Annotated in this window: 9 protein-coding genes and 2 pseudogenes; 8 read left to right on the forward strand and 3 right to left on the reverse strand. The window is 58.6% G+C overall.

Annotated features, from left to right (window positions below; genetic code table 11):
* Window positions 1-232: 232 nt before the first annotated feature.
* Entirely contained in the window at window positions 233-538 is a 306-nt protein-coding gene (locus AC0L30_RS22705; RefSeq protein ID WP_007599988.1) for a hypothetical protein, read from the reverse strand.
* Between the two features lie 415 nt (window positions 539-953).
* Here AC0L30_RS22705 and AC0L30_RS22710 point away from each other — a divergent pair, with 415 nt between their 5' ends.
* The 6 genes and pseudogenes from AC0L30_RS22710 (at window position 954) to AC0L30_RS22735 (ending at window position 8,892) form a co-directional block, all read left to right on the forward strand.
* A complete protein-coding gene (locus AC0L30_RS22710) occupies window positions 954-1,160 on the forward strand; it encodes a cold-shock protein (protein WP_473304989.1) in 207 nt (68 codons plus the stop codon).
* Between the two features lie 1,213 nt (window positions 1,161-2,373).
* Window positions 2,374-2,680, forward strand: a pseudogene (locus tag AC0L30_RS22715) (transposase); the annotation flags it as partial.
* A gap of 880 nt (window positions 2,681-3,560) precedes the next feature.
* Window positions 3,561-4,766, forward strand: coding sequence for an MFS transporter (locus AC0L30_RS22720; protein ID WP_007599985.1), 1,206 nt, complete (start codon window positions 3,561-3,563; stop codon window positions 4,764-4,766).
* Window positions 4,759-5,151 (forward strand): hypothetical protein, encoded by a 393-nt coding sequence (locus AC0L30_RS22725; protein WP_473304908.1) that lies wholly within the window; start codon window positions 4,759-4,761, stop codon window positions 5,149-5,151. Before AC0L30_RS22720 ends, AC0L30_RS22725 begins: the two co-directional genes overlap by 8 nt.
* A gap of 1,185 nt (window positions 5,152-6,336) precedes the next feature.
* A complete protein-coding gene (locus AC0L30_RS22730; protein WP_456766253.1) occupies window positions 6,337-7,392 on the forward strand; it encodes a LysR family transcriptional regulator in 1,056 nt (351 codons plus the stop codon).
* A gap of 99 nt (window positions 7,393-7,491) precedes the next feature.
* On the forward strand, window positions 7,492-8,892 hold the full coding sequence (locus AC0L30_RS22735; RefSeq protein ID WP_473405247.1) for an aspartate ammonia-lyase: 1,401 nt from the start codon (window positions 7,492-7,494) through the stop codon (window positions 8,890-8,892).
* 841 nt (window positions 8,893-9,733) lie between these two features.
* Here the strand turns inward: AC0L30_RS22735 and AC0L30_RS22740 are convergent.
* Window positions 9,734-10,003, reverse strand: a complete 270-nt coding sequence (locus tag AC0L30_RS22740) for a hypothetical protein (protein WP_473405255.1) — start codon at window positions 10,001-10,003, stop codon at window positions 9,734-9,736.
* On the opposite strand from AC0L30_RS22740, the pseudogene AC0L30_RS22745 reads away from it, so the two are divergent.
* Window positions 9,968-10,371 (forward strand): annotated as a pseudogene (locus AC0L30_RS22745) (IS630 family transposase); the annotation flags it as partial. The gene AC0L30_RS22740 and the pseudogene AC0L30_RS22745 sit on opposite strands and share 36 nt — an antisense overlap.
* Window positions 10,372-10,457: 86 nt before the next feature.
* Here AC0L30_RS22745 and AC0L30_RS22750 read toward each other — a convergent pair.
* Window positions 10,458-11,876, reverse strand: a complete 1,419-nt coding sequence (locus AC0L30_RS22750; RefSeq protein WP_473304914.1) for an MATE family efflux transporter — start codon at window positions 11,874-11,876, stop codon at window positions 10,458-10,460.
* A 706-nt stretch (window positions 11,877-12,582) separates the two neighbouring features.
* On the opposite strand from AC0L30_RS22750, the gene queD reads away from it, so the two are divergent.
* A complete protein-coding gene (queD, locus tag AC0L30_RS22755; RefSeq protein WP_473304992.1) occupies window positions 12,583-12,942 on the forward strand; it encodes a 6-carboxytetrahydropterin synthase QueD in 360 nt (119 codons plus the stop codon).
* Window positions 12,943-13,717: the final 775 nt, after the last annotated feature.

Consider the following 13,717-nt stretch of genomic DNA (forward strand, 5'->3'; position numbering starts at 1 on the left):
GACGATCGCGTGGTTGCCCCCCAGCGCATCCAGTACGAGGGCAACCTATGGCGTGAGGACACCACGCGGCAATCCTCAGCGCGCGACAATCCTCAGATGGGCTGTGACGGGCGTCTCTTGGAGACTCGTACGACTCTCACGGCTACTCGCCGTTCCCAGCCGGTGGTCGGCCGCAGTCGACTCTTCTGGCGCGTGGCGGATTGTTAGCAAAGTTGCGCGACTGTCCGACGGCCTACATCTGTTCGTCGGAGCCGTGGCCTCTCGCGAGATCCCGTGTCCGTTGCATCGTGCGGGAAAAATATTCGTCGCGCTCGCGGCGCACGCGCTCTTGATGCGCTCTGAAATTCGCAACTCGTTTGCTGATGTGCTCTCGCTCGGAGGTGTCCCAGCTCAACCGCGGGGGAGAATCGGGTGGGGAAGCTTTTGCGATTGGCGCGATGGGTGCTATCAGCTTTGGAATAGGCGCTACGCTCCGTGCGCGTTCTACGAGTGCCGCGGATTGTTGAACCAGCGCCTCCAGTTCCTTCTTCCAGTTCATCTTCCATGTTCTCCGAACAGTCATGGGAGCATGCTAATTTGGTGCGGCACGCTCGTCCAGCTACCCCTTTTGGTAGTTGCGAGGCCGCTGCTTGTCCGCAAAATAGTGGCCGATGAGCCATTTGGGCCGATGAAATTCGCGGCTTCCCTGCTAGGAGACCCCACCCACGTGACCTTCGTCACCCAAGTGACGCAACAGGATGGAAGATCAGAACGATGCGACCTGGGTCAGACCCGTCGGCTGTGCCTGGCCTCTGGCATGAAAGCATGATCGCCCAGGCTCGCCATACTCGAACTCCTCAAGCGAACTACGCTGACGCCGAAGCAGCGGAGATTGTGCGTCAATGCGCGAATCGGTGCCGCCCGAATGGTCCGACCAGAACTACTCTACAGTATTGCTCAAATGGGAGACGGGAGTGGCGAGGGGTGTTGTGAAATGGTTTAACGCGACGAAGGGTTTCGGCTTCATTCAGCCGGATGGGAGCGGCCAAGATGTCTTTGTACACATAAGCGCCCTGGAGCGCGCTGGCCTCTCTGACCTGCGGGAAGGGCAGGCAGTCTCTTACGAGCTTAAAGTCGACCCGAGGCGTGCTAAAAGCGGTGCGGAAAATCTGCGTTTCTGATTTCATGTCGTAGGCGTCTGGCCTCAGCCCCCCCGCCCATGTCTGGCGCTTACCTCGGAACGACCCCAGCCGCTTTAAGCACTGGGGTCGTTTCATTTCTCGCCAATTTTCGACGTTTCGCGGGTCCGAATACAAGAGAACGTAGATAGCGATGCTCGCTAGCGCGTCGCCTCTTTGTCCCGTTTGGTAGACGGGTAACAGTCGGTCCGCCCGCTCGTCATAGCGCGATTTGAAGCGCGCTCGCGAGCGGCTTATTGGTCGGAAGGTCATCCTCGCCCATCATCCTGGACTGGAGGTGATGGCGCGGGCGCTGATCAAACCCGATACCGTGCTGCGACGCGAGTTCAACAGTGTGGACCAACGAAGGGATGGGAAAGCTAAGCAAGGACTCTCGAGCGGTTCGAGAGGGCTACGAAATCAGGCTATTGCTGCGCGAGCTCCCTTCGCCGGACGTTGGATCCGGTAAAGGTCGCCAGCCTCGAGGGCTCACAACCAGGCAATTCGTAGATTGTGGGCAGGCTCGTCAACGCACTCCATCAGGAGCCTTCGGGGATCTCGGGGAGCACGACGCCGCACCTGCGGCCGCGTTTGTGCATGCGCTCGCCGCGCTCTTGGCTCCGCCACACGGCTGGCGCGTACGCTGAAGCTGCAACCGCGTAGCCGCCCTTCAAGTGCTGGATGATCCTCGCCGAGAAATGATAGCTCGTCACGCAGCGGCGATGATCGTTTACCTTTACATCAATAATTGTCGGGGCAGGGCTGGATTGAATTTACCTTAATTGGGCGGGGCCATCTTTGGTTGAGTGCTCGTCCGGTCGCCACGCCATTATGGGATCGCTCTCCGCCCTAGAGCCTCTCGTCCTGAGGTTGGCAATCCTCTTGGCGCAGCGAACCGGCTAGAACTGACAATCGAACTTTGAGATGCACGAAGGCAATGCCGAACTCACCTATCGGAATTCCAAGGGGATTTTGCTGAGCCGGGACATTTCGGGCGTCCACCACCGATCCGCGCCCCTCGTAGCCTAATCTATTAACCGCGGAACGCTTCCGTCCATCATTAGGACTTCGCACGGACCAACATACGGCCCGTTGGCATCGCGCGTTGAAGCCCACTTGAGGATTCAAAGCCGGAGCGGCTGCTAGCATCAATGCTAAAGCTCGATCCGTCCTCCTAATTTAACAGCGCATGCGACGGCACCTTGAAACATCGCACTTCCGATCGGCATCAAGCGTCGGCGCCTATCTGGGTCTTACGCCTCGACGCAACCACTCTGGCGAAACCGGGCAAAATATCACGATGGGGCGACCGTCTTCTCCCAACCTACCTGTACGAGGCGGCGATCGTCCTGCTTCATCGAACGAAGAAATGGTCCTCTCTTAAGGCCTGGGGCATGAAGCTCGCTAAGCGGATTGGCATGCGAAAGGCAAAGGTCGCCATCGCGCGCAAACTCGCCATCCTTCTTCACTGTATCTGGGTCTACGGCACATCGTTCGACTGGGGCCAGGGGAAGGAAGCCTGATCCGATCTTGTAGAGTTCCTGGTCCGGTCTGCCGGGCTGGCGATGTCCCGCTGGGAGGGTGTTGTGGCGACCTCGGTCAATCAGGTGGTGGCGGCTCGTTCGCACTCCGCTGCAAACGTTGAGGCGCCCGACCCCGACATCATCATGAGGCGCTGCGCGACCTCGGAAAGGACCATGATCCGAGCGAAGACCTCAACCAGCCCCGGCGATCCAATGCACGTATCAGCCGGCCCGCGCCGTCTCCGCAATCCGGACCAGCTCCGACGGCGCGAGCACTACCACCGTGCCGCGGGCGAGTTCAGAAATGTAAGCTTGACAACAAACCGCGATTAAAGGGCCGATTGACACCCAGGGCGCGCGTACGCACCGAGGCAATGGCGGCTCCCCGGAGATCATGATCCGCGAGCGCCCTGCTAAAGCTGCCGAAGCAGTGCCGGGACATTGTGAGTGAGACCTCCTCCTCGGTGTTGGCAGCTCAGCAATCTGCAGGCCGTCCGTGCGCATGAAAGGCATCACGATTCTATTGCACCGTTCGTTTGGCGCGGTTGGCGAAGCGCAGCGCCTGGTGGCGAGCGACGCAGCTCTTCGAGTAAGGTCAGGCCCTCCTTCACGATGCCGGCCGGAACGACAGTCCCACTCAGGACGCCAGTCGGAGGACACCGAGTGCCGTTTGTCGTGTGTCAACTATCAACTCTCGCAGTTGATGGAGAGAACGACCCATGCAACCGTAACGATCGGATACCACCGATGCAGGTCGATCAACATTCGGAGAGACGCCCATGCCATGCGGCGCCACGTCCATGGATGAAAAATGCGTACAAGCAGCGGCTGATCATCGACAAATGAAACGGGCGGATCCTTCGTACAGTGATGTTTAATAATGACGAGTGACGGCACAGAATCTTCGCTCCGCATCTGGCTCGCCGTCATCGTGCTAGGCATCGCCTCGTTTCACATCGTCTTGGCAGAGATAGCACCTATCGGGCTGTTGTCTCAGATTGCTCGCGACCTCGGACGAGATCAGGCAGCGGTCGGGCTCACGGTGGCCCTCTATGCCTGGATCGGTGCTGCCAGCGCTCTGTTGTCGCCCGTTCTGCTTCAGAAGTTTCCTCGCAAGCCGCTAGTCATCGCCTTAACTATTATCCTTTCCGCAACAACGTTTGCGGCGACGATGTCTCACACTTTCGAAGGGTTGTTGCTGGCACGCACGGTGGGCGCTGTCGTTCACGGTTTCTATTGGGCCATGGCGGCTGTGGTTGCGTCTAAGATTGCGCCGTCCCGCAGTATGGGTGTTGCGACGGCAATCGTATTCGGCGGGATCTCGATGGCGACCGTTGTTGGCGTGCCGCTCGCGAACTTCGTCGGTCAGGTGAGCGGATGGCGTGCAGCGTTCAGATTGATTGGCGCCATCGGACTGATCACCTCAGCCCTGATGGTGGCAGTTCTTCCGAAAATGCAGGCCGGGACGCCAGCGGGATGGAGAGAGCTTGGATCAGTCTGCCGCAGGCATGACCTGTTGGGGATCTATGCCGTAACGACATTCATGGCGGCGGCGCATTTCGGGGCGTACACATTTATAGAACCATTCCTCAACGAGATTCCAAATGTTGCCCAAGTCATGATTGGCGCGCTGTTGTTCGGCTTTGGCGGAGCAGGATTCCTGGGGAACATCTTGGCGGGCGTCCTCATCGACCGCTTCATGAAACCCATCATCACTGCGGGGCTGCTTGCTCTGTGTCTGGCGCTCGTTGGCCTTGGATGGTTTGGTCCCCAGTTGGGGACAGGCCGGGTCCTTGTCTTGCTGGTCATCTGGGGCGCGGCCGTCGCGGCGCTGTTCGCGGGACTCCAGACCTGGATCCTGCGCGCCGCCGGTTCGACAGTGATGACTGCTGCCGCGATGCACTCGGCGGTCATCAATTCGGCCATCGGCTTCGGAGCCGTCCTTGGCGCCCAGGTGTTGACTGTAGCCGGCCCATCAGGAGTGATGCTGGCAGCTGGTATGGTCGTCATCATCCCTCTGCTGATAGTTCTCCCGCAAGCGGCCCCAGAGGGTGATCTAAAAAAGGGGGCGTTGCTTGATGGATAACGCCGCAGCCGTGCGCACGGCGCGGATCGCCGCGTGCCCTACCGCGAATGTCGCACGAAACCTTCCGCTGGTGCGCGAGCGTTGGACCAAAATGTTCGTGCAGCCCGGCGGACCGGTCGAAGGGGGTGAAACACCACGCCAGGCCTTGCCCGAGAACTCGTTGAGGAACTCGGCATCGAAGTTTCTGGCGATGTACGCGAACATCTCGGGCGATTGCGCCGTTGCGGCATTGCGAGGAGCATTCGGTCGAGCGGTCTACCGCACTGCGGGACACTTTTGCATTCTTTCCACACAACAATGTCTGTGTCCTGAGATTACCCCGCATTCTAGCATCATAATTGACGCTACCCGACAGACGGGCAAGCTCGCCTTCTTCATCCCGTGAGCGTCCTCACGCTGGCGTGTGACGCGCTTCTCGATGATCGGTCCTATCGCGCTCAACCGAAGGCGCTCTTTGCTGGCTCTTCCGAGGCGCTGCCGAGCAGCTGAGCCATCATCGCCTTCCTGCGCGGAAGAGCAAGCTGATGACGTCTACTTGCGTGCTTTCCTGATTGAGCGCTCACCAGCATCACAATGGCACTCCAACCAGCGACTTCGATCAATTGCGTCCTTAGACCCACTGGGATCTCAAAGCCATGGTCTAGAACTGGGCTTACTGTCAATGAACTCGCATGATGGTGCCGAAGACGAGACGCAAGATCGGCGCGGCCTCTAGATCAAGTTTACGCTCTTGAGCGCATTGTGGCAGGTGGCTTCACTCCTTTCGGGATGGCCGTCGCATTGGATCATCGGCCGGTGGTCGGACGTGTCCTGCGGATACCCATATCCGCGAACTCGCAGGCACTTACACATCGATGCCCGCGTCGGCCAAAACCACAGGCTCAAGAGGGAGCTCATGCGCGGCGGCCATCGCGTCAACTTCTGACCTCGTGGACAAAGGCGGCGCACTCATCGTTGACAAGAGAGAGGCGCGGCTACGTCCATGATCCAATAGGTGCGTGCACGAAAATCGAGCTGTTCCAGGAGCTCCTAAAATCGGGCTGCAGGGCGGAGGACTCAAAACTGCGGACCGCAGAGCGGCTCGCTAGTTTGATGGCGGTCGTCTGCCCTCTCAGCTGGCGCGTCCTCTGGCTCATCATGCTCAATCGTACGGCCCGGACGCATCACCGAAGATCGCCTCCACGGACACCGAGATCGTATTGCCCGATGAACTCATCAAGGACGTCGGCATTCGACGAGGTCGCCTTGGAACCCCGCATTCTACTTGACCGAACTTGCACAATTGGGTGGCGACCTGGCCAGGGCCGCCGATCCGCCACCCGGAAATGTTGTCATTTGGCGCGGACTCTCCAGACACACCGGATCGAACTCTGCGCCGAAATTGGAGCGGTTGGAAATGTCGATAAATGAAGTGTCATCGAACAGTTCCACCGCTGCGGCTTTGGAATCGGCTGTTTGCGCAGTAAGCGCGAGTTTCCGGTGCGCCAACCTGTCGAGTAGATTGACTCGCCGCAACTGAGAAAACGGACTAGTGGCACACCCGATAAAAATCCATTAGCGTAGGCTTCCTATGTTTAGTTTGCCTGATTTGCGTGTACTGGAAGTCGCGGCCGTCGTCATCGAAGAGGGCAGCATGAGCGCGGCCGGCCTCAGACTTGGCATCACTCAATCGGCCGTTTCACAAGCGATGAAGCGCGCGGAGGCGCATATTGGCGCATCCCTCGTCCGTCGCGATCGTCGTCCCCTTGGGCCCACGGAGGCGGGGCAAGCTCTGCTCACCCACATGCGCGAGATAACCCTGCGCGTCGGACGAGCTGTCGAGGAAATGCGGGCCGCCGCAGCGCGTCCCGAACGCGAGGACCTTCGGCTCGGGATGATCGACACGTTCGCGTCCACAGTGGGACCACTGTTGGTCCGCAGCCTCATGGCGGGTTCAATCGCGCTTCGCGTGAGCGCGTATTCGGGGCTGGTACCCGCGCACGCCGAGGCATTGATGCGCAACGAGATCGATGCAGCTGTCACATCGGATCCAATGGAGGGCGTTGACGAAGTTACCCGCTTACCCCTATTGCGCGAGCCATTCCTCCTGGTAGCACCGATTGCCTGGGCGGATACTCTTCGCGATCGTCCACTGGACGACCTACTACTCGAGCACCGACTTATCCGCTACACCGCGCGTTCGCACATGGGAACGCAAATTGAACGTCATCTCCGGCGTCTAAGGATAGAGCATCCGCAGACGATGTCGTTCGACACGTCGGACTCGCTGCTCTCGATGGTCGCCAATGGCATGGGCGTGGCGATTACAACACCCCTGTGCATATTGCAGGCTGCCGTCCATCGACCGGCGCTCGAAGTCATGCCATTGCCGGCGACCGGCCTCTCGCGCACGATCGCGTTGGTGACTAAGCAAGGCGGATTAGGCACGTTGGCTGCGCGAATAGCGGATGATACTTGTGTGCTCCTGCGGAACTGGACCTTGCCCCAGATCGCGGCTCAAATTCCCTGGATGGCTCGTTCCGTCGGCAGCATCGTGTTGGATCCGCTCGCTCACGAGGACGCCGCCTGCCGGTGCGTTGCGGGTGGCTCCACCCGGACTCTCGACGAACAGTATAACCCTAATTAATCATACTTATTAGCCTTCATAACATCTCCGATCTTAGCTTTAACTCTCACCCGTCTTCGGAGAGAGTTGTTTGCGTAACGTCCGAACCCGGGATCAGAGATGTCAGCGACTCGCACCGAAATAGACAGTCTAGGAACGCGCGAGCTGCCGCTGCGCGCCCTGTACGGCTTGGCCTCCCTGCGTGGGAGCGAGAACTTCGACATCTCACTCCAGAAGCTCGGTGATCAGCCGGCACTTCTTCGGGCACTAGCGCGCATCAAGCGCGCTGCCGCGGCGGCGAACCGTGAGCTCGGAGCCCTCGACGCCAAAGTAGCAGGAGCACTAATCGCAGCTGCGGACGAGGTCATTGCTGGTAAACACGATGGGCAGTTTATCATCGGTTTGCTCGAAGGCTCCGGCGGTACATCGATCAACATGAACATGAACGAGGTTCTGGCGAACCGGGCCCTGCAAATTGTCGGTGAAAAGCCCGGTCGGTACGACGTGATCCATCCAAATGATCACGTGAACCTATGCCAGTCGACGAACGATGTGCTGCCCTCGGCGCTCAAGTTGGCGGCGCACGAAAAGTCCGGCGATCTGGTGGGTGCGCTGGACCAGGTGGCGGCCGCTCTTTCGGAGCGGGCCATTGTATTCGCTGACGTATTGCGCGTCGGCCGCACATGCATGCAGGCCGCCCAGCCGATGACGCTCGGTCAGGCGTTCGGCGGTTACGCATCAGCGATCAAGCGGCTCTCCTTGAAGCTGTCCGTGGCGCGCCAGGAATTGATGGTGCTTCCCCTCGGAGGCACTGCGATTGGCACCGGGCTCGGAGCAGTGCCGGGCTATCGCCGTGCCGTTTATGGACATCTTGCGGCAATCTTGGGCCACGCGGTACGCCCAGGCGACGACATGTTCGATGCCATGCAGAACGCCGACGCCTTCGCACGCGTGTCGTCGGAAATCCGCATCGCAGCAGAGGTAATGGCGAAAATCGCCTCTGACCTGATCATCCTTTCCTCTGGGCCAAATACGGGGCTTGGCGAATTGCGGTTGCCCGCTCTCCAGCCCGGTTCTTCGATCATGCCAGGTAAACTCAATCCAGTCCTGCCGATGATGATCCAGCAAGTTGCGTTCGCTATCGTGGGCAACGACGCCGCAGTATCTCTCTCAGCGTTGAGCGGCCAACTCGAAATCAATCACTTCGAGCCAGTCATCGCCTCGCGCCTCTTCGATTCGATCGAGCTTTTGACGCGATCGGCCAGAATATTTGCCGACCAATGCATCTCGGGGATCCGGGCAGACCGGGAACGGTCGCTCAGCAACTTGATGCAATCTTCGGCTCTTGCGACCGTGTTCGTACCGCGCCTTGGTTATGAACAGGTATCGACACTTGTGCTTACAGCCGCTGAGCAAATGCGGCCCTTCATCGAAATCGCGATCGACCGCGGACTTCTGAACCGTAGCGCGGTTTTGCAGATGCTGCACGAGAGCACCCGTTATCGCGAGAATGCCGCATGAGCCGCGATTCTGCACTTGCCCTTGTACGCGAAGGGCTCACGAGCATGCCGCGAGTCGATGCACAACGCCAGAGGATCAACCTACGAAGGTCATGCCACAGCCAACTCGCCATCGCCCTGTCTCCAACCCGATGCGGCGGATGAGACGATGCGCCGCGATCGAGAGGCCGCTTGTCCATAGGTCAGTGCTCCGGCCTCTCTTCAAGTCGTGCTTATACGGACGCGCCTGGCCGTAGTGCCAGGGGCAGTGATCGGCAAAGTCAGCAAACACGTAAGACATCGTCGATAACGTATTCTAACCATTCGCGTGGGGCCGTCCTGGCCTCCGCCAATCTTCACATCCTGTTCGGCCGGTAGCCCGATCAAGATGTGCAAGTTCTCCGATAGCTGGTTACGGCCTGATTCACCTGATGATACATTCACGAGGCGTGATCGAGTCCCGCAGGTTCGAACACTGGCCCAACATTTTTTCGTTCGTTCGCTGCCGTATTCAAGACGGCACTGAGGCACGCGAAATCCATCCGATGCCGAGAGGCAGCTGCGCGCGTCAGAATCTCATCCGTCGTATCGACTGGGCCCAGCTGAAGTTTCCCCACTCCCAGACGTTGTTTATGTCGTATGCGACATTCGGTTTGAGTATAAGGTAAGGTCAATCAAGATGCTCTGGCTGTAGGCCTTGTTGATGACCGTGCCAGTGTTTACCTGGTTTGTAGCAAAAGTTAGCATCACCTTTTGTATTGGCGCCATTGCATTTAGCTGCTTGCCATAGAGTAGCAAAGCGCAAAGGGGGTTCGCATTTCCACTCACCAATTCGGAAACACCGCATGTTACTGGTGTGACAGTCAGCTCTCGATTGAGATCACCCCCGCTTCACGGCCGACCACATTGCCACTGCCTTGGGGCGCTTCGACTTCCAGCCTTTGGCCGATATCAATGCCGTAAGAGCTGACGCCCTTAATTTGGCCGTTAGGGCGCGCAATCGGACCGCCAAGCAGTTTGGAGTGGCGATCAGCACGGCGATCGGCTGGATGAAGCGGGTCGATGAGACCGGCAGCGTTGCTCGGGGCCAGATGGGTTGGAAAACCATTACCTTTCTGGCGGCCCTGCGCCATGACCGGATCGATGCGCCATGGTTCATCGAGGGACCAATCACGGCGTGAGCTTCCGGATCTATGTGGAGAAGGTTCTCCTGCCGACCCTTCGGCCCGGCGACATCGTCGTCCCGGACAATCTCGGCAGCCACAAAAGCAAAGCCGTGCGCCAGCTCATCCGCTTCGCCGGAGCAAAGCTCTTCTTCCTGCCAAAATACTCACCCGACCTGAACCCCATCGAACAAGTCTTTGCCAAACTCAAGCATCTGCTCCGCAAGGCAGCCGCACGAACCGTCGATGCGGTCTGCGCCGCCATCGGCGAACTCCTTTATGCATTTACACCCGAAGAATGCGCCAACTACCTCAAAAACTCAGGCCATCGAAGCTAGTCCCATCACGCTTTAACGGCGAGCCTCCCAGGAGGCTAGCGCCCAATGATCTGTGCCTCGATCATATCCGTTCTCAGCTCAACCCGCTATCCCGATCGCTCTTGAGGACCGTGCCGGAGCGCTCGTCTGAGCTCGCCGAACTGGTTGAACATGACGATGAGAGCGATTATTCCGGCGCCAAGCTCTGCGAGCGCTTGACTGGCTAACAGTCCGTTAAAACCCGCTACCAGCGGGAATAACAGTACGGCCGGTATGAAGAGATACCCCTGCCTGGCCAAGGACACAATTGCACTGAGGCGCGCTCTCCCAAATGACTGAAGCATTGCCGTCACGAAACTCTGCACCCCAAACAGTCCAAAGAAGAGATGGAACACGATGCAGGTCGAGACGGCAATTTCGGTGACGTACTCGTTATCGCTAAATAGGCTCACTAAAGGCCTCGCAAAAATCACAACGCCCGCAGAATACAGCACCGAGAATGCGATCGTCACGAAGAGCATGAACTTCGCAGCCCTCAATATATGAGCATAGTCGCGTGCGCCCCAACCGAAACCCAGGATAGCTTGAGCGCCAATACAGAACCCGGTGATAGGCAGTGCGCCGACCATCAAGATACGCACAGCTATTCCAACCGCGGCGATGGAATCGTCGCCGAACGGCGCAGCAGCTCCGTACAAGAGCATAACGGCAAGAGCAGATAAGATACTCGTCATTGTCGCCGGCGCGCCTACCAACGCGATCTGTCTGATGCGATCTGCTCGCAATGATATGTGAGATATCCTGACGAGAACCGTCCCGCCAAGCTTCGTAAAAAACGCGATATACAGTCCGACAGCAGAGATCTGAGACACCAGCGTTGCGAGGGCTGCGCCTCGCACGCCAAGGTCAAGTGAAAATATGAAGACGGGATCAAGCACAGCGTTCAGGATAAACGCGGTCATCATCACCCACATGCTAAATCGTGTATAGCCTTCGGCTCTTACAATGAACCCGCTGACGGTATTTAGTAGCATCGGGGTGTACCCCAACAAAACCGTTCCCGCGTAGTCGAGCGCCACGGGCATGATGGTTGGGGTTGCTCCGAGCGTTGCAAATATCCCTGGCAGATTTGGAAGCAGAGTGAGGGTGACTATGATACCGATCGGAGCGGCGAGCGCGAGTGCCGTGCTTGCGCCTCGACTCGCTTCTAGGTACTCACGAGCGCCCAGATGACGAGATATGAACGACGCTGCCCCAACACCGATTCCCTGTCCGGCTGCGGCGAGCAGGACCACGATCGGCAAGGTCATGCTAACAGCTGCGATCGCCTGGGCGCCTAGGGCGCCAACAATGATCGCGTTGACGACCTGCTGCAGCGCATGGATCGATAATCCAACAACAGACGGAATGGCGAGCCGCAGGATAAGACTCAAGAGATTCTGGTCCGATAGATCGACGTGCTGTTTTTTCTTTGGCATCACATTGCGCTTGCTGTCGAGGGCGAATTCTGTATTCGGTCCATTCACGGGCGAGTGAACTTTTCCAAATTCGACGATGGCGTACTCAGCGCAATCCTCTCTGGATCTGCTCTGGCACGCCGTGATCGGCTGGATAGGTTGACGTTTTCAAAGCTGATTTTTGCCTGGGCATACGCCTCCCGTCAGTTGTAGCGAATACTGACTGAGGTGTTCGAGGGTAGCCCCCAGGTTCTGCTAGTCATATTGTGCCGTTCCGCCCTTTGGTTGAGCATCGTGCCGGTTGCGTTCACTTCTCGGGATGATGATCGGCGGGGAAACGCGGCCAGACCCTAGAGCCTCAAGTTGGTTTTGGCATCTACCGGATCTTGTAGTAGACGCTCCATCATCTGCATGGCACAAGCAATGAACGTGCTCAGAACCACTGTGGTGGTTCGATGATGTCCTGCAATCTTTACACGATATCGGGTTCCTCAGCGCGATCGAGACGAACGGCAGGCTGCCGGCCCCGGCCAGCGTAGTGACTGGATTTGCGTCAGTAAATCGCGCCGCGCTGGCCGTCACTCGCGGACACGAACTGAAAATTCGTGTGGCCGCAACCGGCAGCCTGCCAGACCGGTTCGATGAGCGTGGCTTGAACAATTTCTGCTTCGATCGAAAGACCGCCCTGACGCCGTCGAGCGGCGGGCTATCTCGTACTGCCTGGCTCAGCCGAAATGGCGGCTCAGCGTGCAGTCCCACAAACACTCGGCATCACATGAAGATATCCCAAGCATTTAAGTTCGAGGCAGCGCACCGACTTCCAAACGTCCCGCAGACACATCGCTGTCATCGGGTGCATGGTCATTCCTATCGCGTCGAGGTCGTGCTGAACGGGGCCGTCGATCCGCACACCGGATTCGTAATGGATTTCTTCAACATGGAGGAAGCGTTTGGCCTTATAAAAAAGCTCGATCACCATTGCCTGAACGACGTCCCGGGACTGGAAAATCCGACGGCGGAAAATATCGCCATCTGGATCTGGGAGCACGCGAAACCGCGCCTCGCCCAACTCTCGAGCGTGAGGGTGTACGAGACGACGGATAGTTGGGCGGAATATGACGGGCCCGATCGCTGAATTCAGCGCTGATTTAGGAGTGTGTCGATGCGGCGCGCCTGTCGTTCTTCGGCTCAGAAGCGGACTTGCTCGATCTGCGATTCGGCTCTTCATCCGCCACGCCCGCGGCCAGATTTCCGCGCTCACAGAAGAGCCCTTGGATCCGACCGGAGCGCCCGGTTTGGCTATGCGGACACCCATCACGTGACCGCATTCGAAAAGCTTCCGGCCAAACGATTCGGAATCCCGCGTTGTGCTAACCGCGGAACGATCTGAGGGATTCGTCCTCAGGAGCGAATTCGATGCTGATTGTACCGGCGAGACGACCCGCCATTCCGGACGCTGCGGCTGGGCGACTTGGTGCTGCAGCAGGTCGGCGCTAGCCGCCAATGCGAGGAGCACGGGTTGATGCAAGATCGCGCAAGCCCGCATGTGCGCGAGCGTGCCATAGACATCGCCGTCAATACCCCCCGCTCGACACTTCGAGGGGCGAAGCCTCAATTGAAGCTGGCGAGGTGCCGGACTCGAGCGTCCGCGCTGACTGGTCACGGATGCATCCCTTGGCCGACTGGTTATTTCCACCCAACCAATAGCTGCGGACGTAAACCGGGCGAACAGCTGTCCACAGGAACCGATGCCTCGCCCCGCCGCATCCGATAGAGTGCAGTCAGGCCCGCACCGACCGCGGGTTCATCCCGGGAGCCTCCGATCCCCAAACCTTAGCCGAAATGGCGGCCGCGCTCGAGTAATCGCCGGACTATCGCGTCTTGGCCGGCTCGTTTCGCGCCCAAAATTG

The sequence above is a fragment of the Bradyrhizobium sp. MI1.11 genome, assembly GCF_055811255.1.

Excerpts from the sequence above, each read along its gene's own strand:
- AC0L30_RS22705 (WP_007599988.1), bottom strand. The coding sequence starts at position 538 with ATGAACTGGAAGAAGGAACTGGAGGCGCTGGTTCAACAATCCGCGGCA.
- AC0L30_RS22720 (WP_007599985.1), top strand. The coding sequence starts at position 3,561 with ATGACGAGTGACGGCACAGAATCTTCGCTCCGCATCTGGCTCGCCGTC.
- AC0L30_RS22725 (WP_473304908.1), top strand. The coding sequence starts at position 4,759 with ATGGATAACGCCGCAGCCGTGCGCACGGCGCGGATCGCCGCGTGCCCT.
- AC0L30_RS22730 (WP_456766253.1), top strand. The coding sequence starts at position 6,337 with ATGTTTAGTTTGCCTGATTTGCGTGTACTGGAAGTCGCGGCCGTCGTC.
- AC0L30_RS22735 (WP_473405247.1), top strand. The coding sequence starts at position 7,492 with ATGTCAGCGACTCGCACCGAAATAGACAGTCTAGGAACGCGCGAGCTG.
- AC0L30_RS22740 (WP_473405255.1), bottom strand. The coding sequence starts at position 10,003 with ATGGCGCAGGGCCGCCAGAAAGGTAATGGTTTTCCAACCCATCTGGCC.
- queD (WP_473304992.1), top strand. The coding sequence starts at position 12,583 with ATGAAGATATCCCAAGCATTTAAGTTCGAGGCAGCGCACCGACTTCCA.